This is a genomic window from Nocardiopsis metallicus (assembly GCF_014201115.1).
GTDB classification, from domain to species: domain Bacteria; phylum Actinomycetota; class Actinomycetes; order Streptosporangiales; family Streptosporangiaceae; genus Nocardiopsis; species Nocardiopsis metallicus.
In genome coordinates, this window is the sequence record NZ_JACHDO010000001.1 from 4,959,742 (window position 1) to 4,985,401 (window position 25,660).

28 protein-coding genes are annotated in these 25,660 nt (G+C 71.8%); 13 read left to right on the forward strand and 15 right to left on the reverse strand.

Features of this window, described 5'->3' with window-relative positions:
- Window positions 1–122 precede the first annotated feature (122 nt).
- A complete protein-coding gene (locus HNR07_RS21650; RefSeq protein WP_184366574.1) occupies window positions 123–1,436 on the reverse strand; it encodes a cryptochrome/photolyase family protein in 1,314 nt (437 codons plus the stop codon).
- Between the two features lie 84 nt (window positions 1,437–1,520).
- Here HNR07_RS21650 and HNR07_RS21655 point away from each other — a divergent pair, with 84 nt between their 5' ends.
- The 5 genes from HNR07_RS21655 (at window position 1,521) to HNR07_RS21675 (ending at window position 6,570) form a co-directional block, all read left to right on the forward strand.
- The gene (locus HNR07_RS21655) at window positions 1,521–2,552 is read left to right on the forward strand and encodes a YbgA family protein (protein ID WP_184366575.1); all 1,032 of its coding nucleotides are present in this window, start codon (window positions 1,521–1,523) and stop codon (window positions 2,550–2,552) included.
- A 156-nt stretch (window positions 2,553–2,708) separates the two neighbouring features.
- Complete coding sequence (locus HNR07_RS21660) at window positions 2,709–3,704, forward strand: alpha/beta hydrolase (protein ID WP_184366576.1); 996 nt, start codon at window positions 2,709–2,711, stop codon at window positions 3,702–3,704.
- Between the two features lie 120 nt (window positions 3,705–3,824).
- The gene (gene mshA / locus HNR07_RS21665; protein ID WP_184366577.1) at window positions 3,825–5,132 is read left to right on the forward strand and encodes a D-inositol-3-phosphate glycosyltransferase; all 1,308 of its coding nucleotides are present in this window, start codon (window positions 3,825–3,827) and stop codon (window positions 5,130–5,132) included.
- Window positions 5,133–5,204: 72 nt separating this feature from the next.
- A complete protein-coding gene (locus HNR07_RS21670) occupies window positions 5,205–5,765 on the forward strand; it encodes a type III secretion system chaperone family protein (protein ID WP_184366578.1) in 561 nt (186 codons plus the stop codon).
- A 58-nt stretch (window positions 5,766–5,823) separates the two neighbouring features.
- Window positions 5,824–6,570 carry a phosphoglyceromutase gene (locus tag HNR07_RS21675; protein ID WP_184366579.1) on the forward strand — a complete coding sequence of 249 codons (747 nt, stop codon included), beginning with the start codon at window positions 5,824–5,826 and terminating at the stop codon, window positions 6,568–6,570.
- Window positions 6,571–6,705: 135 nt separating this feature from the next.
- On the opposite strand, the gene HNR07_RS21680 is transcribed toward HNR07_RS21675, so the two are convergent.
- Together HNR07_RS21680 and HNR07_RS21685 are read right to left on the reverse strand one after the other, a co-directional pair.
- Window positions 6,706–7,068, reverse strand: a complete 363-nt coding sequence (locus HNR07_RS21680; RefSeq protein ID WP_184366580.1) for a DsrE family protein — start codon at window positions 7,066–7,068, stop codon at window positions 6,706–6,708.
- Window positions 7,069–7,072: 4 nt separating this feature from the next.
- Window positions 7,073–7,849: a hypothetical protein gene (locus HNR07_RS21685; RefSeq protein ID WP_184372451.1), complete on the reverse strand. Its 777-nt coding sequence runs from the start codon at window positions 7,847–7,849 to the stop codon at window positions 7,073–7,075.
- Between the two features lie 216 nt (window positions 7,850–8,065).
- Between HNR07_RS21685 and HNR07_RS21690 the strand changes: the two genes are divergently transcribed.
- Window positions 8,066–8,632 carry a nitrobindin family protein gene (locus tag HNR07_RS21690; RefSeq protein ID WP_184366581.1) on the forward strand — a complete coding sequence of 189 codons (567 nt, stop codon included), beginning with the start codon at window positions 8,066–8,068 and terminating at the stop codon, window positions 8,630–8,632.
- A 314-nt stretch (window positions 8,633–8,946) separates the two neighbouring features.
- Window positions 8,947–9,966, forward strand: coding sequence for a CAF17-like 4Fe-4S cluster assembly/insertion protein YgfZ (gene ygfZ, locus HNR07_RS21695; protein ID WP_184366582.1), 1,020 nt, complete (start codon window positions 8,947–8,949; stop codon window positions 9,964–9,966).
- Window positions 9,967–9,997: 31 nt separating this feature from the next.
- Here the strand turns inward: ygfZ and HNR07_RS21700 are convergent, their stop codons facing one another.
- From HNR07_RS21700 to HNR07_RS21715, 4 genes are all read right to left on the reverse strand, one after another.
- Complete coding sequence (locus HNR07_RS21700) at window positions 9,998–10,789, reverse strand: DUF4352 domain-containing protein (RefSeq protein ID WP_221318897.1); 792 nt, start codon at window positions 10,787–10,789, stop codon at window positions 9,998–10,000.
- A 104-nt stretch (window positions 10,790–10,893) separates the two neighbouring features.
- A complete protein-coding gene (locus HNR07_RS21705) occupies window positions 10,894–11,607 on the reverse strand; it encodes a type 1 glutamine amidotransferase (RefSeq protein WP_184366583.1) in 714 nt (237 codons plus the stop codon).
- 10 nt (window positions 11,608–11,617) lie between these two features.
- The gene (locus HNR07_RS21710) at window positions 11,618–12,874 is read right to left on the reverse strand and encodes a Mur ligase family protein (RefSeq protein WP_184366584.1); all 1,257 of its coding nucleotides are present in this window, start codon (window positions 12,872–12,874) and stop codon (window positions 11,618–11,620) included.
- A gap of 86 nt (window positions 12,875–12,960) precedes the next feature.
- The gene (locus HNR07_RS21715) at window positions 12,961–15,168 is read right to left on the reverse strand and encodes a hypothetical protein (protein WP_184366585.1); all 2,208 of its coding nucleotides are present in this window, start codon (window positions 15,166–15,168) and stop codon (window positions 12,961–12,963) included.
- A gap of 416 nt (window positions 15,169–15,584) precedes the next feature.
- On the opposite strand from HNR07_RS21715, the gene HNR07_RS21720 reads away from it, so the two are divergent.
- From HNR07_RS21720 to HNR07_RS21735, 4 genes are all read left to right on the forward strand, one after another.
- Window positions 15,585–16,091 (forward strand): hypothetical protein, encoded by a 507-nt coding sequence (locus HNR07_RS21720; protein ID WP_246420429.1) that lies wholly within the window; start codon window positions 15,585–15,587, stop codon window positions 16,089–16,091.
- A 78-nt stretch (window positions 16,092–16,169) separates the two neighbouring features.
- Entirely contained in the window at window positions 16,170–16,712 is a 543-nt protein-coding gene (locus HNR07_RS21725; protein WP_184366586.1) for a hypothetical protein, read from the forward strand.
- A complete protein-coding gene (locus HNR07_RS21730) occupies window positions 16,709–17,254 on the forward strand; it encodes an ABC transporter permease (RefSeq protein ID WP_184366587.1) in 546 nt (181 codons plus the stop codon). Before HNR07_RS21725 ends, HNR07_RS21730 begins: the two co-directional genes overlap by 4 nt.
- Entirely contained in the window at window positions 17,230–17,742 is a 513-nt protein-coding gene (locus HNR07_RS21735) for a hypothetical protein (RefSeq protein WP_184366588.1), read from the forward strand. Before HNR07_RS21730 ends, HNR07_RS21735 begins: the two co-directional genes overlap by 25 nt.
- Before the next feature lie 81 nt (window positions 17,743–17,823).
- Here HNR07_RS21735 and HNR07_RS21740 read toward each other — a convergent pair whose 3' ends face one another.
- The 6 genes from HNR07_RS21740 to HNR07_RS21760 all read right to left on the reverse strand — a co-directional run bounded on the left by HNR07_RS21740 (window position 17,824) and on the right by HNR07_RS21760 (window position 21,935).
- Window positions 17,824–18,129 (reverse strand): DUF1416 domain-containing protein, encoded by a 306-nt coding sequence (locus HNR07_RS21740; protein WP_184366589.1) that lies wholly within the window; start codon window positions 18,127–18,129, stop codon window positions 17,824–17,826.
- Entirely contained in the window at window positions 18,126–18,971 is an 846-nt protein-coding gene (locus HNR07_RS21745; RefSeq protein ID WP_184366590.1) for a sulfurtransferase, read from the reverse strand. Before HNR07_RS21745 ends, HNR07_RS21740 begins: the two co-directional genes overlap by 4 nt.
- Window positions 18,972–19,340: 369 nt before the next feature.
- Entirely contained in the window at window positions 19,341–19,427 is an 87-nt protein-coding gene (locus HNR07_RS36155) for a putative leader peptide (RefSeq protein WP_355267795.1), read from the reverse strand.
- 100 nt (window positions 19,428–19,527) lie between these two features.
- On the reverse strand, window positions 19,528–19,851 hold the full coding sequence (locus HNR07_RS21750; RefSeq protein WP_184366591.1) for a TlpA family protein disulfide reductase: 324 nt from the start codon (window positions 19,849–19,851) through the stop codon (window positions 19,528–19,530).
- Window positions 19,851–20,549, reverse strand: a complete 699-nt coding sequence (locus HNR07_RS21755) for an LmeA family phospholipid-binding protein (RefSeq protein ID WP_184366592.1) — start codon at window positions 20,547–20,549, stop codon at window positions 19,851–19,853. The genes HNR07_RS21750 and HNR07_RS21755 overlap by 1 nt, the downstream gene beginning before the upstream one ends.
- Window positions 20,550–20,792: 243 nt before the next feature.
- Window positions 20,793–21,935, reverse strand: coding sequence for a putative quinol monooxygenase (locus tag HNR07_RS21760; RefSeq protein ID WP_184366593.1), 1,143 nt, complete (start codon window positions 21,933–21,935; stop codon window positions 20,793–20,795).
- 249 nt (window positions 21,936–22,184) lie between these two features.
- On the opposite strand from HNR07_RS21760, the gene HNR07_RS21765 reads away from it, so the two are divergent.
- Window positions 22,185–22,991 carry an HAD family hydrolase gene (locus HNR07_RS21765; RefSeq protein WP_184366594.1) on the forward strand — a complete coding sequence of 269 codons (807 nt, stop codon included), beginning with the start codon at window positions 22,185–22,187 and terminating at the stop codon, window positions 22,989–22,991.
- A gap of 37 nt (window positions 22,992–23,028) precedes the next feature.
- Here HNR07_RS21765 and HNR07_RS21770 read toward each other — a convergent pair whose 3' ends face one another.
- On the reverse strand, window positions 23,029–23,724 hold the full coding sequence (locus HNR07_RS21770; protein ID WP_184366595.1) for a hypothetical protein: 696 nt from the start codon (window positions 23,722–23,724) through the stop codon (window positions 23,029–23,031).
- A 114-nt stretch (window positions 23,725–23,838) separates the two neighbouring features.
- On the opposite strand from HNR07_RS21770, the gene HNR07_RS21775 reads away from it, so the two are divergent.
- Window positions 23,839–24,324 (forward strand): MarR family winged helix-turn-helix transcriptional regulator, encoded by a 486-nt coding sequence (locus tag HNR07_RS21775; protein WP_246420431.1) that lies wholly within the window; start codon window positions 23,839–23,841, stop codon window positions 24,322–24,324.
- Window positions 24,325–24,712: 388 nt separating this feature from the next.
- Here the strand turns inward: HNR07_RS21775 and HNR07_RS21780 are convergent, their stop codons facing one another.
- Window positions 24,713–25,654 carry an NAD-dependent epimerase/dehydratase family protein gene (locus HNR07_RS21780; RefSeq protein WP_184366597.1) on the reverse strand — a complete coding sequence of 314 codons (942 nt, stop codon included), beginning with the start codon at window positions 25,652–25,654 and terminating at the stop codon, window positions 24,713–24,715.
- Window positions 25,655–25,660 lie beyond the last annotated feature (6 nt).

Below are 25,660 nucleotides of genomic sequence, written 5' to 3' on the forward strand. Positions count from 1 at the left end.
TACCTCAACGCCGGGGTGCGCACCTGCCCGAACTGCGGTCACTACAACGGCTGACCCGCCCGGGGCTCCCGCACCGCACGGCCGCACGGCCAGGGGTCCGAGCCGCTCCGACCGGCCCCGCGCTATTTGCCGGGGTCGGCGATCGGCTTCGGGTAGCCCTCCACCCCCTCTCCGAAGCCCTCCAGCCACGGAGTGTGGGCGAGCGCACCGGACAGCCCCGCGAGTTCGGGGACGTGGCGCCGCACGTACACACCGTCGGGATCGAAGCGCTTGGCCTGCCGGGAGGGGTTGAACGCGCGGTTGGGCCGGGTGTCGTTGCCGGTCCCGGCGGTCCACTGCCAGTTTCCGTACTCGTTGGCGACGTCGCCGTCGGTCAGGTGCGCGTCGAAGTGCGCGGCCCCCTCCCGCCAGTGCACGAGCAGTGTCTTGGTGAGGAAGGCGGCGGTGATCATGCGGGTGCGGTTGTGCATGAAGCCCTCCCGGAGCAGCTGCCGCATGCCGGCGTCCACGATCGGCACCCCGGTGCGGCCCTCCTTCCAGGCGGCCAGGGCCTCGGGATCGGTGCGCCACTCGCGGTCCCGGGGCCGGTAGTCGCGGATGTTGATGGCCGGGAAGGCGGCGGTGACCTGGTGGTGGAAGTCGCGCCAGGCGAGCTGGCGCACGTACTCGGAACCGCCGGGCAGGTCACGGGCGGCGGTGGCGACCTCCAGCGGGGACAGGCAGCCGAAACGCAGGTCCGCGGAGAGCCCGGAGGTGGCGGCTCCGGGGAGGTCGTCGTGCCGGTCCCCGTAGTCGGCCAGGCCGAGGTCGAGCCAGGAGCGCAGGCGTTCGCGGGCCAGGGCCTGGCCGCCGCGGACGCGGTCCGGAGCGAGGACACCCACTCCTTCCCCGCTGTCTTCCAGGTCGGGGAGCTCCCCCGGGTCGAGGCCGTCGGGCAGGTCCAGGCGTTCGGGCGCGGGCAGTACCGCGCGCCAGGCGGCCGACTCCCAGGCCCGCCAGTAGGGGGTGAACACCTTGTAGTGGTCGCCGCTGGCCGGGGTGGCCCCGCCCGGCGGGACCACGGTCAGCCCGGGGTGGGCGCGCACCTCCAGGCCGGTGGCGCGCAGTGCCTCCTCCCGACGGGCGGCGAACCAGCTCACGCCCGAACTCAGGTGGACGGTGCGGGCCCCGGTCTCCCGAGCCAGGGCGAGGACCTCGGCGGCCGTGTCGCCCCGGCGCAGGACGAGGTCGCCGCCGCGTGCGCGCAGGGCCGAGCGCAGGTCGGCCAGGGCCTCGCCCAGGTAGGCGCGGCGGTTGCGCGCGGCGCGGCGCAGGAGTGCGGGCTCGAGGACGAAGAGCGGGACCACCGGCCCGGGTCCGCGGAGGGCCGCCGTCAGCGCGGGGTGGTCGTGCAGGCGCAGGTCCTGGGTGAGGAGGACGAGAACGGGGGTGCCCAACAGAACTCCTTCACTTTGCGGGACCATCACACTACTGCCTGTGCGCTGACGATTGCCCGATGCCAGACCGGGTAAGGGCCCAGCATGAACCCGGCTCAGAACCCGCCCCCGCCCCCGCGCCCCGTCGTCGGGGTCTCCAGCTGCCTGATCGGCGCGCCCGTGCGCTACAACGGCGGGCACTCACGGTACAAGTTCCTCACCGACGAGCTGGACCGGCACGTGGACTGGCTACCGGTCTGCCCGGAGGCGGAGATCGGGCTGGGCGCGCCTCGCCCGACCCTGCGCCTCCAGGACCGAGCGGAGGCAGGAGGCGCGGAGGCCGAGGGTTCGGAGGCAGGAGGCGCGGAGACCGGGCGCGCGGACCGGGTGATCTCCAGCAAGGACGGCACCGACCATACGGACGACCTGGCCGCGGTCGCCGACCGGCACCTGCGGGAGCTGCGCCGTCTGGACGGCTACGTGCTCAAGAACAAGTCGCCGAGCTGCGGGCTCTACGCGCTGCCGGTGTTCAACGACAACGGCGACCGGTTGCGCGGGACGGGCCGGGGCGCCTTCGCCGCCCGGCTCACCGCCCTGCTGCCACACCTTCCGGTGGAAGAGCAGGGGCGCCTGTCCGACGCGGTGCTGCGCGAGCACTTCGTGGAGCGGGTGTTCGCGCACTCCCGGCTGCGTGCCCTGCTGGAGTCGGAGTGGCGCCCGCGCGACCTGGTGGAGTTCCACGCCCGGCACAAGCTCCAGCTGATGGCCCACTCCCCGGACGGTTACCGGGAGACCGGGCGGATCGTGGCGCGGGCTGGCAGCGACGCCCCCGAGGAGATCGCTTCCGTGTACGCGGAGGCCTTCCACCGGGCGCTGGCGGTCAAGACCAGCCGGGGCAAGCACGCCAACGTGCTCCAGCACGTCTTCGGCATGATCAGTCCGATGCTGGACGACACACGCAGGCACGACCTGCTGGCCGGGATCGAGGAGTACCGGGAGGGCCAGGCCCCGCTCAGCCTGCCGGTGGCCCTGCTGCGGCACCACTGCTCAGCGGAGGACGTGGCCTGGGCCAGCAACCAGACCTACCTGCGCCCCTACCCGGACCCGCTGCGGCTGCGGCACCCGGTGGCGGTCTGACGGAGGGGCCGGGGAGAAGAGACCCCCGAAGGTCGGGGGCCGTCGAGGGTATGTCGTAAATTCCACACGCAAAGAGCACACTCGACTACAGTGGGTCACTGTACGTGGCCGCGTGGTGCGCGGTTCCCGGTTGCCCCCGACACCGAGGTCTTCGACGTGTTCGTCTCGTTCCCCCGACGCGCCGCCGTGCTCGTCTCCTCCTGTGCCGTCGCCCTGGTCGCAGCGACCCTGGCCAGCGCGCCGCAGGAGGGTCTGGCGGAGCGGTTCGGGCACCACCTGACCGCGCCCGCGCCGGAGCTGGCCCACGGCCACCTGGCCCTTCCGCCCGAAGCGGGCTCCACCCCAGCGCCCATCCCCCACCCCGGGCAGGTCGCGGTCTGCGCGGAGCCCGGCCGCGACGAGGTCGTCACGCTGCCGGACCCCGGTGCGCCCGAGGAGGAGGGGCGCGCCCTGTGGATCCGCCGCCCGCCCGGCCCGGACAGCGCCGACCTGCCCGTCCTCTATCTGCTGCACGGTTCCGCCTCCAGCCACCGCACCCTCATGGACGCCGACGTGGGTGCCCGCCTGGACCAGCAGATGTGCCGTACGGGGGTCGAGTTCGTCATCGCCGCCCCGTACGGGCAGGAGAGCGGCGGGGCCACCACGGAATGGGGCGACGCCCACGACGGCCGGTTCGCACTGGAGAGCTTCGTCACCGGCGCCACCGTGGCCGCGGTCGAAGGCGAGTACCCGCGGCCGCGGTCGCTGCGCGCGATCGGCGGTTTCTCCATGGGCGGCTACGGCGCCGCCGCCCTGGCCCTGCGCAACCCCGACCTCTACTCCCAGGTGGCCAGCTGGGGCGGGTACTTCCGGGTGGACGACCCCCACGGAACCTTCGGTGAGGACGCCGACCCGCACTCCCCCGACCGCCTCCTGGACTCGGAGGACGTGCGTGACCTGCGGTTCATGCTGGTGGAGGGGCGCGAGGACCACACCCCGCTCCAGGACGGGAGCATCCACGGCGAGGCCGAGCGCTTCTCCGGGCTGCTCACCGAGCACGGTATGACGGTCGCCACGATCCGGCCGCGCGGCGGGCACGACCTGGCCACCTGGAAGCGCACCTTCCCCGAGACCGTGGACTTCCTGGTCGCCGGTTGGGCGTCTACACCGTGATCCCGGCCGGGTCAACCCCGGCCCCCTCGGACGGTCCGGTGGGGAACAGTGTGTACCTTCGTCGCTGTTGACGACTACGGCTCGCACACATGTTGCGCACACGACCTGGAGGATCCACCGGTGGCCGGACCCGTACCGATGGGAGAACAGACGACGGCCCCCTCGATCCCCTCGAGGGTCGCGACCGTCAGTCTGCACACCTCCCCGCTGGACCAGCCCGGCACCGGTGACGCCGGCGGGCTCAACGTGTACGTGGTCGAGGTGGCGCGCCGGATGGCCGAGCGCAACGTGGCCGTGGACGTGTTCACCCGGGCGACCAGCCCCGACCTCCCCCCGGTGGTCGAGCTCGCGCCGGGGGTGAACGTGCGGCACGTGCCCGCCGGGCCCTACGGCCACCTGGACAAGAACACCCTCGCCGACCACCTGTGCCCGTTCATCTTCGGGATGCTGCGCGCCGAGGCCCAGGGAGAGCCGGGCCACTACGACCTCGTGCACGGCCACTACTGGCTGTCCGGCAAGGCGGGCGTCGTGGCCGCCCGCCGCTGGGGGGTGCCCATGGTGCAGTCCATGCACACGATGGCGCGGGTCAAGAACGCCGCCCTGGCCGCGGGCGACGCCCCCGAACCCGAGGCGCGGGTGCGCGGTGAGGACCAGCTGGTCCGCCAGGCCGACCGGCTCATCGCCAACACCGACGACGAGGCGCGCCAGCTCACCGGTTTCTACGGCGCCCGCAACGAGCAGATCAGCACGATCCCGCCCGGCGTGGACCTGGAGACCTTCACCCCGGGTCCGCGCGCCGCGGCCCTGGACCGGATCGGGCTGCCCCGCGACGCCGAACTCCTGCTGTTCGTGGGCCGGGTCCAGCGGCTCAAGGCCCCGGACGTGCTCATCCGCGCCGCGGCCGAACTCCTCGAACGCGACCCCTCACTGCGCTCGCGCCTGGTGGTCGGGATCGTCGGCGGGCTGTCCGGGGGCGGCAAGCGCGAACCCCAGCTGCTCACCGACCTGGCGCGTTCGCTGGGCGTGGCCGACGTGGTGCGGATGGAGCCGCCGCAGAACCGCCAGCGCCTGGCCGACTACTACCGGGCCGCGACCGCGACCGTGGTCCCCTCCTACTCCGAGTCCTTCGGACTGGTGGCCGTGGAGTCGCAGGCCTGTGGCACCCCGGTGCTGGCCGCCCGGGTGGGCGGGCTGAGCACGGCGGTCTCGGCAGGGGTCTCCGGGGTCCTGGTGGACGGGCACGACCCCCGGCACTACGCCGCCGAACTGCACCGGATGATCGCCGAACCGGCCTGGCGTGCCAGGCTGGCCGAGGCGGCGCCCCGGCACGCCGCCACCCTGGGGTGGTCGCGGACCGTGGACGAACTGCTGGACCTGTACCGGGACGCTCTCACCCCGCGCGAGCTCGGCCTCGCAGCCTGCAGGTGACCTCGAACAGGAGCGAACACGGTGAGCGGAGCCGAAGCAGCCGACCGAACCGAAGCGACGAGAGGCGAGGACTTGGGAACGGAAACCGAGCGCGAGAGCGCCGTCAGGGCGATCACCGAGGCCGTGGCGGAGGCCGGACTGGAGGTCGAGTGCCCGCGTGAGGGGTCGTTCCTGGTGACGCTCCCCGGCACCGCCAAGCTCAAGACCATGGTGTGGCTGGAGGCAGGCCCGCACAGCCTCACGCTGACCTCGTTCTTCTGCCGACAGCCGGACGAGAACCACGCCGGTTTCTACCAGTGGCTGACCCGGCGCAGCTCGGACATGTACGGGATGGCGTTCGTCTCCGACGACGTCGGCGACGTGTACATCCGCGGCCGGCTGCCGCTGGGCGGGGTGACCCCGGCGGAGGTGGACCGGCTGCTGGGCTGTGTGCTCACCTACACCGACGAGGGCTTCAACACCGCGCTGGAACTGGGGTTCGCCACGGCGATCCGCAAGGAGTGGGAGTGGCGGACCTCCCGCGGCCACGACACCCGCAACCTGCGCGCCTTCGCCCACCTGGCCGACCCACCGGCCGAGCGCGCCAGGGAGAACGTGACCGAGGACATGATCGACCCCGCTACCGAGCAGTAGGGCGAGTAGGGGCCCGCCGGGGAACGACCACCGGGGCGGGCTGGCTAGGCTGGTCCCCATGGGAACTCTGGTACTGCTTCGACACGGTGAGAGTGTCTGGAACGCGAAGGGCCTCTTCACCGGCTGGGTGGACGTGGACCTGTCCGCGCGGGGCGAGGAGGAGGCGCGCCGCGGCGGCGAGCTTCTGAAGGCCGCCGGGGTGAGCCCGGACATCCTGCACACCTCGCTGCTCAAGCGCGCGATCCGCACCGCCAACCTCGCGCTGGACGCCGCCGACCTGCACTGGCTGCCGGTCGAGCGCTCCTGGCGCCTCAACGAGCGCCACTACGGCGCCCTCCAGGGCAAGGACAAGGCTCAGACCCGGGAGGAGTACGGCGACGACCAGTTCATGACCTGGCGCCGCTCCTACGACACGCCTCCGCCGCCCATCGCCGACGACGACCCCTACTCCCAGTCCGGGGAGGCGCGCTACGACCTGCTCCCGCCGGAGCTGCTGCCGCGCACCGAGTGCCTCAAGGACGTCCTCGACCGCGCCCTGCCGTACTGGTACGACAACATCGTGCCGGACCTGGCCGCGGGCAAGACCGTCCTGGTCGCCGCGCACGGCAACTCGCTGCGCGCCCTGGTCAAGCACCTGGACGGGATCAGCGACGCCGACATCGCCGGACTGAACATCCCCACCGGCATCCCGCTGTTGTACGAGCTGGACGACGAGTTCAAGCCAACCAAGCCGGGCGGCGCCTACCTCGACCCGGAGGCCGCCGAGGCCGCCATCGAGGCCGTCGCCAACCAGGGCAAGAAGTAGCCCGGACCCGCATCCGCAACCCTGTGCCCGTGCCCTGGTCGGCGCGGGCACAGTCGTATCCGGGGGCGGAACGGCCATGTCCGGAGGCGGCGAAGGCAGCCCGGGTCGGCGAAGGGCCGGAAAGCGCGGGGCGGGTCAGTAGACCAGGGCCTGGGCGCCGTCCTGGAGGGTCTCCTCCACGAAGGTGGCCGCGCCCGCGATGCGCACGCCCCCGATCAGGTCCCCCTGGGCGAGGTCCCGGCGGGCGGCGCACTGGGTGCAGACCGTCACCCGACCCGCGGCGAGCACGGCGGCCAGCAGGTCCTGGAGCGGGGCCGCGTGCGGGAGTTCGAACTCCTCGGCCCGGCCGGGTACCGCGAACCACGCGGACTCCCCGGTCAGCCAGAGGGACACGGCCACACCGCTGGCGACCGCGGCCGCCGCGACGGTGAAGGCCTGGTTGCACCGCTCCGGGGAGTCCTCACCGGCGGTGACCTTGATCACCAGGGAACGAGTCATGGGGTCAGCCTACTGAGAGCGCGACGGCGGTCAGGACCGCCCCCGCGATCGCGCAGACGGCGAAGGCGGCCAGGAGCAGCAGAGCCTCCCGGCGGCGGGGCGATACCCGGGCCGGGCGTTCCGCCACACCGTGCTCGACGCCGAGCGAGCCGCCCTCCGGAGCGACCAGCACCACCCGGCCGTCCCGGACGCTGAGCTCACCGGACACGCGCAGGCGCGCGCCCGGGCGGATGATCCACTCGCGGTACTCGAACTCGATGGTCTCGCCCCGGAAGACGCCCGATATCCGGCCGCGCACGCGCGGCAGGAGGTCGTCGGCGGCCGCGGCCACACCCGGCTGGGGGCGGCCGACCAGGCGCTTGAGGCAGAGCTCGGGATCGCGGGGTTCGGCGCCCTCGGGGTCCACGTAGATGCGCTGGGCGTCACCGGGGCGACCCTCGGCGACCAGGCCGAACAGGTCGCCGGAACCGTAGTCGGCGATGGAGTCGCAGGCGCGTTCACTGACCGAGCCCTCGGCCTGGTCACGGGCGAGCGGGCGGTAGTGGCGGAGCACCTCGTGGCCGTGCCAAACGCACTCCGATCCGGCCAGACCGGACTCGATGGGCCCGGCTGGGCCGGGGGCGGCCACACCGGTGAGCGTCACACGCTGGCCCTGCCGGGCGGCCAGGGCGCTGGGGAGGAGTTGGGCGAGCCCGCGCTGACGCAGCCAGCGGCGCGTTCCGACCACGGTCAGCGGCAGGAGGACCACCGCGACGACGAGCAGCGCCACACCGATCACCATTAGCACAGGCAGCCCCTTTGTAAGCGCGTCGGAGGTCGAGGACGACGGCGGGCGGTGAGCCCCGTGGCCGCGCCGCGTCTGCTGACAATCTTTACCAGTTCTCCGGGAAAGTGGGGCCAATTGGGCATGTCCAGTCCAAGGCTCCCCGGTAGCACGGAAGGCGCTCTCAGGCAGGCCGTCGCCGTCATGTCCGCGGCGCCGCTAGGCTCAGAGGTTATGGACGCTGAGGTACACCCCGATCTGGAGAAACTGTCGTTCCTGTTCGGGCGCTGGGAGGGCGTCGGCGTCGCCGGTTACGCCGACGAGGAAGAGCTCCAGTTCGGACAGGAGGTCGAGTTCACCGTCAGGGACGGTGCGCCCTATCTGGACTACCGGAGCAGGGCCTGGCGGATGAAGGCCGACGGAACGCTCGGTGAGCTCATCACGGAGGAGTCCGGCTACTGGCGCGCCCTGTCCGCGGAGGACAGCGCCACCTACGCCAAGGACGACGACAAGAACATCATCCACCTGGAAGTCCTGATCGCCCACAACGAGGGCTTCATCGAGTCCTACCTGGGCAACGTGTTCGCGAACCGGGTGGAGATGGCCACCAACGCGGTGATGCACACCATCACCGGCCTGGAGGTCCAGGCCTCGCACCGCCTCTACGGGCTGTTCGGTGACAACCGCGACACCCTGGGCTACGCCTGGGACCTGGCCGCGCGCGGCCACGACCTGCGCTCGTACATGTCGGCGCAGCTGAAGAAGGCCAACGGCAAGAAGTCAGGACCTGACGGCGAGTAGTCGTCCAGGGCAGAGACGAACCCCGGGCTGTCTTCCGCATCGTGCGGAGCCGGTCGGACAAGGTCCGGCAGCCCGGGGTTCGGGTGTCCGTCAGGGATTCGCACGAGCGACGTCGAGCGAATGCTCAGCGTCGCCCTAGCGGACGGCCACCTCGCCAGTCCTAGAGTCAATCATTTCTCGGACCACCTCCTTTCCTGCGTGCTTCCGAAGGTACGTCCCGTGGCGGGGGTGGGGCAAATGTTTTTTCGTGATCTGTATCCCCAGGTCAAAGGGGTGCTCTCCGAACCTTCCGCGGGCCGGATAACCTCGCTGGTATGACTTCGCCGCTGCTGACCACACCCGGTGCCGTGAGCGCCGACAGCCCCGACTCCGACGTCGCCGCGCACTACGGCGACCCCTCGCACGAAGCCCGCGCCATGGAGCGCTCCAGCGCCTGGGTCGACCGGAGCAACCGGGGCGTGGTCCGGGTGAGCGGGCCCGACCGCCTGGGCTGGCTCGACGACATCACCAGCCAGCTGACCCGGGACCTGGCCCCCGGTACGGCCACCGAGGCGCTGGTCCTGGACGCCCGCGGGCACCTGCGCCACCACCTGTCCCTGGTGGACGACGGCGAGGCGACGTGGGTGCACACCGAGCCCGGCGGCGGCCCCGGGCTGGCCGAGTTCCTGGACTCCATGGTGTTCATGCTGCGGGTGGAGGTCGAGGACCTCTCCGACTCCTACTCCGTGCTCACGGTGCTGGGCCCGGAGCGCTCACGGGTGGCGGGTGCGGTCGAGGACGTGCCGAGCCGGCCGGCCGGAGAGGAGATCGACCTGTTCGTGCCCTCCGAGGGCCTGGTGGCGGCGGCGGAGAAGCTCACCGCGGCCGGAGCCCGTCCGGCGGGCATGTGGCCCTACGAGGCCCACCGGATCGCCGCGCACCGCGCCAGGCCCGGACTGGACTCGGACGAGCGCTCCATCCCGCACGAGATGAACTGGATCGGCTCCGCGGTGCACCTGGAGAAGGGCTGTTACCCGGGTCAGGAGACGGTGGCGCGGGTGCACAACCTGGGCCGCCCGCCGCGCCGCCTGGTGATGCTGCACCTGGACGGGACCGTCGAGCGGCTGCCCGTGCTGGGCGGCGACATCGAGCTGGGCGGGCGCAAGGTCGGCCGGGTGGGCACCTCCGCCCGGCACCACGAGCTGGGCCCGATCGCCCTCGGCCTGGTCAAGCGCACCGCCCCGGTGGACGCGGACCTGGTGGTCGACGGCATCGCCGCGGGCCAGGAGGTCGTGGTGGACCCGGACACCGGCGCCAACGCCGACCTCGACGACTTCCGCCGCAAGCCCCGGTAGCCGGGGCCGGGCCGGAGCAGCGCCCCAGGCGTCAGCCGGGGCGCAGGTCGCTCTGGCCCGCCACCAGGACGTGCGCGAACTCGGTGCCGACCGGCGCCAGGAACATGATGTGCGTGGTGACCGTCTCGCCCGGGTCGATCTCGAACCAGAAGTAGTCGTAGGCCACGGTGTGCTCGGCGTCGATGTCGTTGACGAACCGTCGGCCGTCGGTGGTGGTGCCCACGGTGCCGGAGCTGTCGAAGATCACCGGGGACGAACCCTCGTTGGTGACGTTGAGCCGGTAGATGTGGTACTCCCAGCCCGCGGGCGCCTCGGCGTAGGATCCCGTGCCGTTGGTGATGGTCGCGTCGGTGTAGGCCGTCTCGACCACCACCCGGAAGACGCCCACCGACGTGGTGGACCCGTCGTAGGCGGAGGGCGGTACGGACTCCGGCTCGGCCGCCGCCGGCCCCCCGGGCTCCTCGGGCTCCGGAGCGGGGCTCGGCTCGGGCGCGGGCTCCGGCGCGGGCTCCTCCGCCCCCTCGGCGCCCTCAGCCGCCCCAGGCTCATCTGAGGGCTCGGGAGCGGGCTCCTCCGCAGGCGGGGGCGCGGGCTCCTCGGTGAATTCCTCCGCGGGTTCGGGTCCCTCGTCCGGCGCGGGCGCCGCGGCCGGTTCGTCCTCGCCGAGCACCACCCGCGCGTCCGGCACGGTCACCACGCTCAGCGCGACCAGGGTGACCGCGCACACCGCCCCGGCGAGCAGGACCGCGACAGGGATGGCGAGGGTGCGCACCGCCGCGGCGGCCCGCCCCCGCTGCGGGGTTCGGGGATCGTTGAAACCCATACCCGTGTGACACGGATCACCGGCATGACATTCCGGACCTGTACCCTCTTTACACACGACGGAGCCCGGTGGAGGGCTCCACCGGGCTCCGAGGTGTTCGAGACCTACCGCAGGGCGGCGGCCAGGCGCTCCTCGTGCAGACGCTCACCCCAGGACGGGGGCAGCGGGTTCAGCTGACCCACGCGCCAGCGCAGCAGCAGGTCGGCCAGCTGCGGGTTGCGCGGCAGGGCCGGGCCGTGCAGGTAGGTGCCCAGGACCTGGCCCTGATAGGCGCCCTCGGTGCGGTCGTCGTTGCCGATGCCCTTCACCGTGGTGGACAGCGGGCGGGCCTGCGGGCCGATCTCGGTGCGGCCCTGGTGGTTCTCGAAACCGGTGATCCGCCCGACCCCCAAGGAGGGGTCGACATCGGCGACGATCTCGCCCACGGCACGGGTCTGACCGCGGTTGCTGCGGATGTCGAGGATGCCCACTCCCGGGAGCGGGTTGGCCTCGTCGTCGCCGTAGCTCTCACCGATGATCTGGTAGCCCGCGCAGACCGCGAAGACGCACGCGCCGCGCGCGGCGGCCCGGGCCAGCCCGCCGTCGGCGCGCAGCCGCTCGGCGGCCAGGATCTGCGGCCGGTCCTCGCCGCCGCCGAGCAGGTAGACGTCGCCCTGCTCGGGCACCGGGTCGCTGGAGTGGACGTGCACGATCTCGGTGGGGATGCCGCGCAGTTCGGCGCGGCGCTTGAGGATCAGGACGTTGCCCTGGTCCCCGTAGGTGCTGAGCAGGTCGGGGTAGATCCACACGATCCGCAGGGCGCTGCTGGTGTTCGACATGGGAGTCCTCCTACTGGACGCGGCCGTACGCCGTGCGGATCTGCTGGAAGGCTGTGTAGTTGGCGATGACGTCGACCTTGGTGATGTCGGGGCGCTCGGCCTTGAGCTTGCCGAGCACCTCGTCCACGCGGTCGGCGACCTCGAAGGGGACCCCGTCGGTCTCCAGGCGCAGCGCGAGGTCCGTGCGGCGCTCGCCCATGACGAACACCCTGCGGTCGCGCAGCACCGTGTAGTCCACGTCCCAGAGCCAGGAGGTGTCCTTGCCGTCGGGGATCTGCGCGTTGACGCCGAGGATCACGGGGACGCGGGGCGGATCCAGGACGGCGAAGGACTCCAGCCACCCGGCCGGGTTCTTGGCGAGCAGCAGTCGGACCTCGACGCCCATGGTGACCACCGAGGTGTAGCGACCGGCCACCGAGGTGACCTCGCGCAACCGTTCGAGGGTGCGCTCGGGGTGCATGCCGTACCCGGCGGCGGTGGCCGCCGCGATCGCGGCGTTGGCGCGGTTCGCGTCCCCGGGCAGGTTCATCCGGAGCTTGAGCTCCTGGCCGTCGGGGGCGACCAGGGTGTCGTTGGCGTTGTCCACCGCCCACGTGGCCCGGGGCCGGGCCAGACCGCACTCGGGGCACTCCCAGTGCGGGTCGACGTCGCGCTTGAGGTGACCCCCGCACTCGGGGCAGCACCAGGAGTCCTCCTTCCAGCGCTGCCCGGCCGACACCCAGGTGGCGTTCGGGGCACCCAGCCCCGCCCAGGCCACGAGCGGGTCGTCGGCGTTGGCGATGACGTGGGTGTCGGTCTGCGCCAGAGCGGTGCGCCACTTCTTCGCGAGCAGGTTGATCTCCGAGGCGCGGTCCATCTGGTCGCGGCTCAGGTTCATCAGGACCACGAAGGAGGGGTTGGTGGCCTTGAGGACCTGCGGGAGGTACTTCTCGTCCACCTCCAGCACGCCGTTGACCGCCGACTTGTTGTCGGACAGCGCCGTGATGTGCCCGGTGGGCATGTTCGCGCCGTACTCGTTGGTGGCCACGTCACCGAACTCGCGCAGGGCCTGCGCGATGAGCCGGGTCGTGGTCGTCTTGCCGTTGGTGGCGCTGACCAGGGCCAGGCGTCGGCCCTGGGCGAGCTTGGCGAGCAGGTCCGGTTCCACCTTGAGGGCGACGCGCCCCCCGATGACGGAGCCGTCTCCGCGTCCGGTGGCCCTGGACAGGCTCGCTGCGCTCCTGCCCAGTACCGAGGCCAGTTGGGCGCGCAAGGGAAGCTCGCTCATCATTTCTCCACGATCGCTAGATCACCCGCACGGACGCGCTTCGGCGGCGGGCGATGTGTCGGGCCAAGCCTATTGTCCACCGGCCCTCAGACCCGCCAGTCCAAACGCTGGGGTGGCGGCCCGAGGTTGGGCGGGACCCGCTCCGGGTCGACCCGGTCGGCCGCCCCGACCGGCTTCGGGGCCGCGGAGCCGTCGGCCTTGCCGGAGCCCCCCGGTGCGTCGGTCAGGGGTCTGCCGTCCGGAGCGGTGATCCGGGGTCTGCCGGCCTCGGAGCCCGGCTCGGGGCTCCCCCGGCGGCCCGGGCCCTCAGCGTCCGGGCCGGAGGCACCACTGTGCCCGGCGTCCCCGCCGGTACCGGTGTTCCGGGAGTCCTCCACCGTGGCCAACGTGGCCGTGGACAGGGCGAGGATACCCGGATTGGTGTCCGTGACGACCGGCCCGTCCGGGGCAAGGACGAGGGCGGCCGTGGACGGCAGCTCGCGCAGCGCCTCGGCGTCCAGGCCGGTACCGCGGACACTCGGCCCCGCCTCCGCGTCGGCGCTGACGGGGGTGTCGAGCTCCGCGGCCTGGACTGTCGCCCGCCCCCAGGCCGTGGCGGATCTCACATGGCGGACCAGGTCGAGCGGGGCGATCGCGGCGGCGGCGTTGCGGATCACCGCACCGGACTCGGTGTGCGGGGAGGGGAAGAGGAGGTCTTCGTCGGCGCCCTCCCCGGCTTCGGCTCCGTCCGGTTCGGCGACCGCCCCGCCCACCGCGGCACCGATGACCTCGGTGAGCCGGTGCACCTCCAGTCGCTGCGGGTCGCCCTCGGCGGGCCGGGGCACCGCCGCGACCGCGTCGGCGACCTCCGCCGCACCGCTGTGCTGGGCCATCACGACCGGCAGGCACCCGGGGTCGGAGAAGCGTTCCAGGGCCGCGGGGACGGCCGTGCGGAACATCAGGACCACCTCGACCCCGCCCTCCGCCGCGGCGGCCAACACCTGGTCCACCTCCTCGGCCGGGAGCGTCTCGGCCCCGCAGACCACCACGCTTCGGGTGCGGTCGGGCCGCACCCGGGGTGTCCGACCGCCGACGGAGACCGGTTCGGGAGCCCGGGCCTCCAGCAGTTCGCTGAGCGCGGCCACGGCGTAGGTCCCGTAGACCCGGGCCGCGGTCGCCCCCGAGGCGCGGTCCGTGGAAATGATCTTGACCTGCGCGTAGGCGCCGTCGTCGGCTCTGGTGCCGACCGCCTCGAAAGGGCTGAGCCGGTTCTCCAGCGCCCAGGCGCGTTCACGCACCCCGGGGTCGTCGGCGCAGCGCTCCCGCACCCGGGCGCGCTCGCGCTGGGTGAGCAGGGCCAGGGCCGGGTCGTCCTCGGCGGCGTCCTCCTCCGGGGTCACCAGGGCGCGCAGGCCGCCGATGAGCCGGGCGATGCCCACGTCCGCCCCGAGCACCTCCAGCAGCCGCAGCAGCAGGGTTTCGTCCGCGTCCACCTCCTCCAGCTGACCGGAGGCGGCGGCGACCGCGGACAGGATTCTGGCGCGCTGCCCGGCGTCCAGGTTGGTGCCCAGGGTCATTCGGGGCAGGTCGGCGGGGAGCACCCACTGTCTGGGCTGCACGGCGCAGCGCCGGGCCAGGCGGACGAGTTCGCGGGCGACCGCGTGGCCGGTGAGGTCCACGACGGTGAGGTCGCCGCCCTCACGGAGCCGTGAGACCCCGATGGTGGTGAGCAGCGCCGACCATCCCGCGTCGGTGCCGCCGACCACGATCACCGCCGAGGTCCCGGGCGGCACGGTCATCCCGTACCAACGTGGCTGGGCCTCGTAGGCGCGCGCGGCGGCCCGCCACTCGGTGTACCGGCGTGCGTGTTCGCGCTGCTGGTCGTGCAGGGCCCGCTCCCGTTCGGCCCGCTCCTGCTCCAGCCGCTCCTTGGCGCGTTCGAGTCTGGTCGCCACGACCTGTCTGCTCTGCACGAGCGCGAAGACCACCGGCGCGGCGATCGCCATGCAGGCGAACACCCCGCCCAGGGCCAGGCTGCCCGGGAGGATGCGCAGCGTCCACAGCAGCGGGCAGAGCAGGGCGAACAGCCCGAGCCCGCCCAAGGCGAAGTAGAGCGGCCGGTTGGTCTGCTTCTCGCTGTCGAGCTGCCCGGCGATCCACTCCTCGCTGAGTGTCTCCGCGTCCGCTGGCGCGGGGCGGCGCGGGGCGGGTCCCGGCGGCGGCAGCACGACCTTGTGCCGCCAGCCGAGGTAGGTGCGTCCCGTCTCACCTCGTGGCGTGCTGGCCGCGGCCGCCGAGGACCGTGGTGTGGGCACCGTCCGAACACCTCCTGACCGGCGGCGGAGAGGGGCCGCCGGGGATTCCTTCACGCGGGGCTCCGGCCGGGGGGTCGGAGACGGGGCTGGGAAGCCAGCGCCCGGCGTGCTTGCCACGGGCCGCGTCCGCCCGCCGGAACGGACACGGGGGGTGTCCGGCCGCTGTCGGACGACGTGACCTTGATGATCAGTGAATCAGGGCGGACCACCGCTTTCCAGCCCCGAGCCCCCACCTGTGGAAAACCCGCCCCCACCTCGCACGTCGGACACGCCCGGCGCGTCCGGTGTTGATCCGGCGCGGCCCGGGCATGGGAACGGGGGAAGGAGAAACCCCCGAACCCTTCACTCCGAGGAAGTGAACCCCCATCCAGGAACCGACCCTGACCAGCCCGGCCCTGGTAACCGCGGTCCTGCTGTTGACCGCAGCGGTCATCTGTATGGGTCTGGAGGCCCGCTGGGACCGCCTGCGCGGCCGCTCGAAGCGAAAGCAGCGGGAACTGGCCGCCCGGGCTCCCCCGCGCGCGGACCGCCGCAGAGCCAGGCCGTACCTGCGCTCCGGCGAGACCGCCCCAGACCCCGAACTGGCCCGCCTGACGGTCGCCACCGCCCGGGAGGACCTCCGCCCGTGGGAGAACCCCTGGCAGCGGTTCGGTTACTTCCTGTTCATCGCGGCGCTGCTGTTCAACATCACCAAAATGACCGTGGCCGGGAACGCCTCCGCGGGTGTCCTGTACGTGTTCCTGCCCGTGATCGCGGCACTGGCCGTGTACCACCCCCTGACGCGGCGCCGTGCCGCGCGCCCGCCGGGCGATGGAGGCCAACGAGGAACTCGCCGCGCGGGCGCCGGGCCCACCCGACGACGGCAGGGACGTCTGGGAACAGCTCCGCAAGCCCCACTGACCACAGACACCACTGGCAGGTGAGCGCACATGTCACTCCCGCAGATCCTCCTCACGCCCGTGGTCGAAACCGATCCGAACGGAGAGAGGTGACCCGACACGGTGGATCTGCTGGCGCAGGTACTGGTCATCGTCCTCGCTCTCGGCTTCTTCGCGGCCTTCCTGGTGACGGTCGTGCTGTCACGCAGATGGGTCAGGGAGCACGGTGAACCGGAGGAACCCCCGCTCGTCGACCCCGAGCTGACCCGCTTCGGCACCCCTTTCTCCGGGATCCGGACCAGGGCGGCCCAGCTCGTCCGGGACGGGCGGGCAGCGGACGATCCGGCCACGGCCTACGTGGCACACCGGCTCGCCGAGCGGGAACTACCGCTGCGCGAGAACCCCTGGCGGTCCCGTGGCTACGTGCTCCTGCCGATGGCCCAGACGCCGATGGTCATCCACCAAAGCCTCACCACGGCTGACAGTGCCGTGTTCTCCCTGGGGTTCTTGACCGCCGTCCTGGGCCTGACGGTCGTCTTCGGTGTCCTGGCGGAGCGGCACGCGCGCAGGCGGCGCGCGAACGCCGAACTCGCGCTGGAACTCAACCGGGCTCTGGCCGCCCAGTTCGACCGGGCGCGGTCCCGCCGGGAGGAGGTACCGGAATGAGTTCGATGTCCGAGACGGTTCTGGGCGTACTGATGGTGCTCTCGGTGGCGGGGGTGCTCGTGTGCACGGTGGCGGGTGCGATCTGGAACCGGCGCCGCGGGTTCACGCCGTTCCAGGTCATGGGGCCGGCGCGCGGTTTCGGGCACCGTCAGCACCTCGCCGGGCGCCGGCGGGAGGGGAACGGTCCGCACATCGCCGAGCGGCACCGGCGAGCCGAACGCCTCATCCGGCGGGGAGAGCGCGCGGAGAGCCCCAGGCTCGCACTGCTCGTCTGCCACTGGGCCGCGCAGAGCTACGATGACTGGGAGAACCCCTGGGCTGCCTGGAACGCCGTGTTCCTGGCGCCGCTGTTCGGCGGGTTCCTCGCCATCACCGACCGACTCGCCCCGCTTCCCGCACTGGTCACGGCCGCGGCGCTCCTCGTTGTGGCGTTGGCCCTGCCGGTCTACCGAATACACGTGCTGCGGCGGAGCGCCTGGGCGGTCGAGACCAACCGCGACCTGGCGAAGGAGTTCCCGTGCCCGGACACATCCTCGCGCTGAAGCTGATCCCCCTGGTCTTCCTCACCGCCGCCTTCGTCTGCATGCTGCTGGCATTCCTCTGGAACCGGCGCGGCCAGCGCAGCGAGTGGAGCGATCGGGCTCTGGCCCGTCAGGCTCCGACCAGTGCGGAGCGCACGCGGGTCAGCCCGTACCTGCGCCACGGTGCTACGGCGCCGGACCCCGAGCTGGCCCATCTGACCGTCAGGGTGGCCGAGGACCTGCGCCGTCGGCTGGAGAACCCCTGGTACCACACGGGGATCGGCCTGTTCGTGTTCGGCAGCGCCCTGAGCCTGATCATCAACGCACAGGACTGGGGCGTCCCCGGCCTGATGTGGTTCGGGTTCGCGGTGGTCGTCCTCGTCTTCCACACCGCCTTCTACCGCCGAGTGACGCTCGGCCGGGCGGACCGGGCGCTGGCGGCCAACCAGGGGCTGGCCGAGCGGTACGAGGTGCCGGAGGAGACGCCTCCGCCGCCCCGGGAGCGCTGAAACCCCGGGCACGGGGAACGGCGCCGGTACCGGACGGATCGCTCCGTCGGCACCGGCGCCGTTCGCGCCGTGTCCGTTAGGTCAGGCCTGGACCTGGACGTCGATGACCTTGCCGACCTCGGCCTTCACCGCGTACTCGCCGGTGAAGCCCTGGGAGGCCAGCACCCGCACCTTCCAGTCGCCGTCGGCGGCGAAGAAGCGGAAGGTGCCCTCGTCGCCGGTGGCGACCTCGCCGACGAAGTCGTCGGACTCGTTCAGCAGCCGGGCGTAGGCGCCGCGCAGGGGCTGACCGTCACGGGTCACCGTACCCTGGATGACCGCCTGGTTGCCAGCGTCGACGTCGGCCAGTGCCACGCCGCCCTCGGGTGCTCCGCAGGTGTCGCTCACTTGGCCTCCGCCTCTCCGAGCTCGACCGGCACGCCCACCAGGGAGCCGTACTCGGTCCACGAGCCGTCGTAGTTCTTGACGTTCTCCAGGCCGACGATCTCGTGCAGGGCGAACCAGGTGTGCGAGGAGCGCTCACCGATCCTGCAGTAGGCGATGATCTCCTTGTCGAGGTCCACCCCGGCCTCGGTGTAGAGCTCGCGCAGTTCCTCGGCGGTCTTGAAGGTGCCGTCCTCGTTGGCCGTCTTGGCCCACGGGATGTTGCGCGCGGTCGGGATGTGGCCCGGGCGCTGCGAGGTCTCCTGCGGCAGGTGCGCGGGGGCCAGCAGCTTGCCGGTGAACTCGTCGGGCGAGCGGACGTCGACCAGGTCCTTGGTTCCGATGGCCTCGACGACCTCGTCGCGGAAGGCGCGGATCGAGGAGTCCTGCTCCTTGGCCTTGTACTCGGTGGCGGCCCGCTCCGGGACCTCCTCGACGAGCTCGCGGGAGTCGAGTTCCCACTTCTTGCGGCCGCCGTCGAGCAGACGGACGTTGTCGTGGCCGTAGAGCTTGAAGTACCAGTAGGCGTAGGCCGCGAACCAGTTGTTGTTGCCGCCGTACAGAATGACCTGGTCGTCGTTGCCGATGCCCTTGGCGGACAGCAGCTTCTCGAAACCGGTCTGGTCCACGAAGTCGCGGCGGACGGGGTCCTGGAGGTCCGTCTTCCAATCGATCTTGACGGCGCCGGGGATGTGGCCCTTGTCGTAGGCGGACGTGTCCTCGTCCACCTCGACGAGAACGACGTTGGCGTCGTCCAGGTGAGCCTCCACCCAGTCGGCGTCCACAAGGACGTCGGAGCGGCTCATGGGGAACCTCCTGTGTTTGAAGTGCGGTGTCGCGTGTGCGGTCGGTGCGTCGCGTTCCGGGGGCGCGGTGCCCGGAACAGGGGTCTCAGGCGGCTTCCCCAGCCCTGATCGCTGCTCCGTGGGAACAGAACAGGAGAAGGGGGAGCTCTACGCGTGGGGTAGGGCGGTCGCGGCGGTGGCGAGCCGTCCCGGGGCACAGGAGGGTGTGACGGAGACAGGCCGTCAGCGTGGAGACGGAGCTGGTGAACGTCCGTCGTCGTCCGCCGGGGCCTGTGGAGGACCGTCTCCGGGAGGAGGGGTCGTCCCCGTCGTGTGCACGGGAAGGGCCGGTCGCGGGGAGCGAGCGGGGGCTCGAGGTGCCCGTCCGCCCTAGGGACACGGACAGAGCGCGGCAGCGACGCGGCAGAAGTCCACCGCACGTCGCTTCGTCAGATACGCGCTCGTCAAGGAAGTCACGTCCTAGACGCTACAGGCCGGACCGCGCTCTTGTCACTGGTGTCCTGGATCACAAGATGAGCATTCCACGCTGTGAGACAGGGAGGCGGACCGACCGGGTTCAGAGCACGACCTCGCCGAGCGCGGCGATCACGTCCGCCTTGCGGGGCTGGCCCCCGGCCCGGCGGACCACCCGACCGTCCGCGGCGAGCACGAACACCGTGGGGGTTTCCTGAATCTCCCACGCACGCACGAGGTCGAGCCGGGACTCCGCGTCGACCTCCACGTGGGCCACCCCCTCGACCATGCCCGCCACGTCCTCCAGGACGCGGCGGGTGGCGCGGCAGGGCTGGCAGAAGGCGCTGGAGAACTGCACGAGCGTGGCTCTCGCGCCCAGCTCGGCGCCGAGGAGGTCGGCGCCGAGCTTCTCCGTCGCCGGGGCCATCAGACGGCCTCGGAGCCCGTCAGCGGGACGTCCTCGCCGGTGCCGGTGATCTTGAGGCCGCTTGAGGTGGCCTCCATGTCCGTAGCGGTCAGGCCGAAGGGCAGCTCGGGCACCTGGGCGCTGAAGGTCAGCATGTTCGTGACCACGCCGTCGACGTCGAAGGGCACGTCGCCCACCTCGATGTCGATCGGGGTCACGTACAGGGTGTCGTCCTCGACGGTGAACTCGCCGCCGGTGGAGACCGAGGTGCTCAGGCCCAGCTCGGGGAAGGCCAGCTCACCGCTGATGCGGGGCTCGCCGTTCTCGGTGCTGATGGTCATGCCCTCGGGCAGGTACGGGTTGAAGTAGGTGTAGGGGACCACGAAGGAGCCGTCCACCCGGCCCGCGGTCACCGTGGGCTCGTTCATCAGGTCGCTCAGCGGGGCCTCGACCTCGGAGGCGGTCGCCTCGACCTTCTCGACCGTCACCCCGCCCATGGTGGCGCTGGCCGCCTCGATGTTGACCTCGGTGTAGGTACCGCTGACCACCTGGGGAAGGAAGGCCCAGCCCTCGATCGAGACGTCGGGTTCCTCGGACATCTCCATCTGCTGCGCCAGCCGCTCGGCCAGGGTGTTCTGCGCGAACGAACGCGCTCCGATATCCGCCGCCACGACGAGCGCGGCGAGAAGGATCAGGAAGACGACAAGGAACTTACGCATCGGACTCCCAGCACACTTTCTTTGGCTCCGGCGCGGCTCTCGGCTGGGTCATCCGGCCGGTCTCGGTCACACGCCATCGGCACCCGACGGGTGCCGGTCATGAAAAACCTGTAGGGAAGGGTACTTCACCCTGGTTGAGACGCACGGCGCCCGGGGTCGGTTGCGCCCACCGGACGCGCCCGTGGGCGCCAGACAGCGCTCCGGCCTTCGCCGGAGGGCCGCGCCAACCCGGGTCTTGCCTGTTCAGCGGGGCATCAGCATGGCGGCGAGGCCGTCGTTGGCGGCTGCGCCGGAGAGGGAGAGTTCGATCACGTTGGTGGCCACCACGTGCGCGGTCAGGCGCCGGGTGAACTCCACGACGTGCGGCTGCTGCTCGTGCTCCTCCTGGGCGAGTTCGTCCCGGTAGATCGCGTAGACGATGCGCTGCAGGGGCGCGCTGGGCACGATGTGCGCGGCGAACAGAAGGGTGTCCGGCTCGCGTTTGGCGACCTCGGCGACGACGGCGTTGGCGAGCTGGTCGAACCCGCCGCCCTGGCCTTCGGCGAGCGTGTAGATCGTGATGACGCCGCGCAGCTTGCTGGGCGGCGGGGCGGGGGCGTCCGCGTAGAGGTCGTCGTAGGTGTCGGCGTTGCGGCGCTTGCGGCGCACGGGCTCCTCCTGGGGCTCGTCGTCGAGTTCGTCGTCTTCGTCGTCGTACTCGTCGTCGTAGTAGTCGTCATCGTCGTAGAGGTCACGGCGCGGCTTGGCGACCAGCGCCGCGGCGCCCCAGAGGGACGAGATCGCGCCGAGCATCAGCAGCGGGCCGAGGGAGCCGAGCCCCATGCGGCCGACCACGACGCAGAGGAGCACCGCGAGGACGACCAGCCCCAGCACCGAGAGGTCGGTCATGCCGGAACCACGGGATCCGCGTCGGGCGACGGCGATGACCGCGAGGACGAGGATGATGGCGACGAAGCCCTGCACACCGTTGACCAGCGAGCGGGGGATCAGGTCGTAGTGGTCGCCCAGCGGAGGGAAAGCGGTGCCGAACCGGCCGCTGATGCGGTCGACGCTCAGCACCACGAGGGGAACGACGGTCAGGGCGGTGACGAACAGGCGCGCGGTGAAGCGGGCGTTCGGCGAACGGACCGCGTATTCCAGTGCGCCCCAGGCCATGAAGAGCGGACCTATGAGGCTGACACCGATGTGCAGCAGCCGGAAGGTGAGCTCCCCGAAGTCGAAGAGCACACCGATCACCGCGGCGCTGAGACCGAGCGTCACACCGAAGGCGGCGACCAGCCAGGCGATCGCTGCCACACTGGGACGGCGTTGGGCATAAGCGGTCAGCGCGGCGGTGGCGCTCCAGCCCACCAACGCGCTTATGAATGTCAGTCCTACCGTGACCATCTCGACAATGATGCTGCACGACAACGGGTGGATGTGCACCCCGTGCACTTTCGGTGGGACAGTCTCCGGGAAGATCCCGCAGAGTGGAGGCCGAAACCGGGTTCGACACTGTGATCTTCATCACCAGGTTTGACGGCGTCGCGCAGTCGCCGCACTCGGCCCGTAGGTGGTCATAAGCTCGCAGTACGCGGGGAGCGCCACCCCGGAGATCCGGAGGGTCGCCTCCCCCACCCAAGCCAGGAGAGAACCGTGTCACACGACGCCGTTTCCCCGAATCCGGTCGGCACCGGAGCCGCCTTCTTCGACGTGGACAACACGCTGATGCGCGGCGCGTCGATCTACCACTTCGCCCGCGGCCTGGCCTCCCGCGACCTGTTCACCACCCGGGACCTGATGCGGTTCGCGTGGGGGCAGACGGTGTTCCGGGTGACCGGAAGCGAGCAGCCCGAGCACATCAACGCCGCCCGCGAGGCCGCCCTGGCCTTCGTCGCCGGGCACGACGTACAGGACCTGGTCTCCCTGTGCGAGGAGATCTACGACGACACCATGGCCGACCGCATCTGGGAGGGCACCCGCGCGCTCGTGCAGGGCCACCTGGACGCCGGGCGGCCGGTGTGGCTGGTCACCGCGACCCCGGTGGAACTGGCCCAGATCATCCGCCGCCGCCTGGGGCTGACGGGCGCGCTGGGCACCGAGGCCGAGAGCATCGACGGGGTGTACACGGGACGGCTCAACGGCGACCTGCTGCACGGTCCGGCCAAGGCCGTGGCGGTGCGGGCGCTCGCCCACAAGGAAGGGTGGGACCTGTCGGCCTGTTCGGCCTACAGCGACTCCTCCAACGACCTGCCGCTGCTCTCCCTGGTCGGCGACCCGCACGCGGTCAACCCGGACGGGGACCTGCGCCGGTACGCGCGCACCCACGAGTGGCCGGTACACGACTTCCGCAGGCACCGGGCGGCGCTGAAGGTGGCAGTTCCCGCCGCCGTGGCGGGCGCCGTCGCCGGAGCCGTGGCGGTACGCGCCGTCAGACACCGCAGATCCCCCACCGCCCGCTGAGGTCGGTGCCGGGCCCGGGCCCAGGCGAGCGCGGGCCTCACGCGCGCCGGTGGAACGCACGCCGGTAGAACACGGGCCGGGCCAGCATGCCTTCGGCCTTCAGGGCGCCGCGCACGTGTCGGTAGAAGCTCGGTCGACGGAACTGGGCGAACAGGAAGCGCCCCGGCCCGCCCGGGATCCGCACGTGGTTGACGAGCGCGTAGGGCGCCTCTGTCAACGGCCGGAGCAGGGTCGAGTTGTCCACCCCGACCACGTCGGTGTACCAGCGGGTCAGCCCCTCCCAGACCGCCTGGGCCCGTTCGGGGTCCGGCGCGGTGAAGTGGTTGAGCAGAAACGTGGCGGAGGGATCGTCTCCGGTCTCCCCGATCCGGCTGGTGTTCTCGGCCGTCATCACGAGTTCGCCGTCCAGGCGGCGGTAGGGGTCGGAGTCCAACACGTCCGGCACGGCTTCGGGTGCGGTGGTGGTGACGAGCAGGACCACGTCGAAGCGCGGGCCGCCCGGTAGCGGAGGCATGAACACCGCCTCGTAGACCGTAGTGGCGACGACGGCGGGGAGCCGCTCCAGCTCCTCCGCGATCCCGCGGAACTCCACCAGGGCGTCGTCCAGCTCCCGGCTGCGCCGGACCAGCGGCGCGCGCCCGGGCGGGGCGATGCTCGCGCCGACATACACGTAGCCGTAGGGGCGGGGCTCGAGGAAGTCGGTTCGGTGCTGGCCAGGGCGGTTGCTGGGCATCGGTTCCTCCTCACTCGGGGCACGGGCCCCTCGGCTCGCTCTCCGACACCTGAGCCTAGCCCAACACTTTGCATTTCCAAATAGTTTGGGAATACAAATTATATGCTCGTGTGTATGACAGACGACAGGCCCCCAGAGCCCTCTGACGGACCGGACCGCGCACTCGTGGCGGAGCTGGGCGTCATACCCCAGCTGGAGGTCTACTTCCGGCGGATCCGGGTGGACATGCCCGCCAAGGTCGCCTCAGTGTTCGCCGAACACGGGCTGACCGCGCGGCACGGTGGAGTGCTCGGCCAGTTGGCAGTGGTCCCGTCGATCGGGGTGTCCGAACTCGCCAGGCGGATGGCGGTGTCGGTACCGACCGCGAGCGAGCTGGCCGGGGACCTGCGACGCGCTGGGCTCGTGGTGGCGGAGGGAGACCCCGACAACCGGCGACGCACCCTCCTCAGCCTGGCCGAGGACTACCGGCCCTCGGTGGAGTCCTTGGTGGCGGCACAGGCCGCACCGCTCCAGCGCGCGATGGAGCGTCTGCCGGAGCGGGACAGGAAGGGGTTCGCGGCGGGCCTGCGGGCCTGGGCCGAGGAGATGCGCGACTGGTAGGACGCCCCGCGTAGCGCGGCCCGGAGCAGTTCGGAGGGGGTGTCCGGGGTTTCGCCGACCAACTGCCCGGGGCCCTCCACCCGTCCGCGCTCAACGCCTGGCCCTCGCGGCCGTTCCTTCCTCGTGACGCAAAGACGGCGGCGAGGGTGCTGGGGCTCCGCAGGCCGACTCCGGGGTCCAGCGGGAAAACCGGCGGAGGGACGGGCGCATGAGCGGGCGTGATGTCCTTAACCCGGGCGGGTGTGTGTCCGCTGCTTCCGCAACCCGTCTCTTCGCCGTGATCTTGCTACCAGAAGCGAAATCGGCGCCAACCTTGCCTCTGGTAGCAAGATCACGGCGAAAGAAGGGGCCGAAATCGAACCCGGGGGCTGGCTCGGCTGGCGGGCCCCTAACGGCCCAGGGTCGCGCGGGCCAGGGCGAGGACGTGGACCGGGCGCAGACCGGCGCCTCGGTTGCGGGGGGAGCCGCCGCGGCTGTGCGCGTAGGACTCGAAGGCCTCGGCGGAGCTGTAGGAGGGTGCCCAGTCCAGGGCCCGGCTCAGCGGAGCGGGGTCCAGCCGGGAGGCGGTCAGGCCCGCTCCCACCGCGCGAGCCGCGCTGGAGCTGGCGTAGTCGATCCGACCGTGCTTGGCCACGCCGCGCAGCACCCTGAGCCCGCGTGCGGGGACCGGGAAGCGCTGGCCGCCGATACGGCGCAGGCAGTGGGAGAGCGGGACGGCGTCCGCCGCGGAGACGTCGAAGAAACCGGTCCGGTCGCTGAGCGCCATGCGCACCAGCGCCTCGGCGCCGTCGTCCTCGTGCAGGAACTGCACGCGCGGGTCGCGGCCCATGACGGTGGGCACGACGCGGGAGTCCATGTAACGGGTGAGGGGGGTGTCCACGGACGGACCGATGAGGTTCGCGAACCTGAGGACGGCCACGGACAGGTCGGGGCGGCGGCGCTGGAGGCCGCGGGTGTGCCGCTCGACCTCGGCGGCGTCGTCGGCGTCCAGGGTGGCGCTGGAGCGCACCACGAGCCGGCGGACGGTGGCGGAGCGCTGGGCCGCGCCCAGCACCCGCATGGTGCCCAGGAGGTTGTCCTCCCGGTTCGGGCCCTTCTCGGTGTCCAGGCCCAGATGCAGGACCAGCTCCGCGCCGGACTCGGCGACGATGCGGTCCAGGCTGCCGTCGTGCAGGTCGACGTGCTGGTACTCGACCCCCGTGGTTCCGCTCGGTGGCGGTGAGGAGTCCGCGCCGATCACCCGGTGCACGCCGGGCTCCTTGCTCAGGGTCTGTGCGACCCCGGCGGCGAGGGGGCTGGAAACCCCGGTGACGAGTACGACACGAGCCATGGCGAC

Bases quoted from the DNA above. Each gene is read 5' to 3' on its own strand.
- HNR07_RS21655 (WP_184366575.1), top strand. From the start codon at position 1,521: ATGAACCCGGCTCAGAACCCGCCCCCGCCCCCGCGCCCCGTCGTCGGG.
- HNR07_RS21675 (WP_184366579.1), top strand. From the start codon at position 5,824: ATGGGAACTCTGGTACTGCTTCGACACGGTGAGAGTGTCTGGAACGCG.
- HNR07_RS21680 (WP_184366580.1), bottom strand. From the start codon at position 7,068: ATGACTCGTTCCCTGGTGATCAAGGTCACCGCCGGTGAGGACTCCCCG.
- HNR07_RS21685 (WP_184372451.1), bottom strand. From the start codon at position 7,849: ATGGTGATCGGTGTGGCGCTGCTCGTCGTCGCGGTGGTCCTCCTGCCG.
- HNR07_RS21690 (WP_184366581.1), top strand. From the start codon at position 8,066: ATGGACGCTGAGGTACACCCCGATCTGGAGAAACTGTCGTTCCTGTTC.
- ygfZ (WP_184366582.1), top strand. From the start codon at position 8,947: ATGACTTCGCCGCTGCTGACCACACCCGGTGCCGTGAGCGCCGACAGC.
- HNR07_RS21700 (WP_221318897.1), bottom strand. From the start codon at position 10,789: ATGGGTTTCAACGATCCCCGAACCCCGCAGCGGGGGCGGGCCGCCGCG.
- HNR07_RS21705 (WP_184366583.1), bottom strand. From the start codon at position 11,607: ATGTCGAACACCAGCAGCGCCCTGCGGATCGTGTGGATCTACCCCGAC.
- HNR07_RS21710 (WP_184366584.1), bottom strand. From the start codon at position 12,874: ATGAGCGAGCTTCCCTTGCGCGCCCAACTGGCCTCGGTACTGGGCAGG.
- HNR07_RS21730 (WP_184366587.1), top strand. From the start codon at position 16,709: ATGAGTTCGATGTCCGAGACGGTTCTGGGCGTACTGATGGTGCTCTCG.
- HNR07_RS21745 (WP_184366590.1), bottom strand. From the start codon at position 18,971: ATGAGCCGCTCCGACGTCCTTGTGGACGCCGACTGGGTGGAGGCTCAC.
- HNR07_RS21750 (WP_184366591.1), bottom strand. From the start codon at position 19,851: ATGGCCCCGGCGACGGAGAAGCTCGGCGCCGACCTCCTCGGCGCCGAG.
- HNR07_RS21755 (WP_184366592.1), bottom strand. From the start codon at position 20,549: ATGCGTAAGTTCCTTGTCGTCTTCCTGATCCTTCTCGCCGCGCTCGTC.
- HNR07_RS21760 (WP_184366593.1), bottom strand. From the start codon at position 21,935: ATGGTCACGGTAGGACTGACATTCATAAGCGCGTTGGTGGGCTGGAGC.
- HNR07_RS21770 (WP_184366595.1), bottom strand. From the start codon at position 23,724: ATGCCCAGCAACCGCCCTGGCCAGCACCGAACCGACTTCCTCGAGCCC.
- HNR07_RS21775 (WP_246420431.1), top strand. From the start codon at position 23,839: ATGACAGACGACAGGCCCCCAGAGCCCTCTGACGGACCGGACCGCGCA.
- HNR07_RS21780 (WP_184366597.1), bottom strand. From the start codon at position 25,654: ATGGCTCGTGTCGTACTCGTCACCGGGGTTTCCAGCCCCCTCGCCGCC.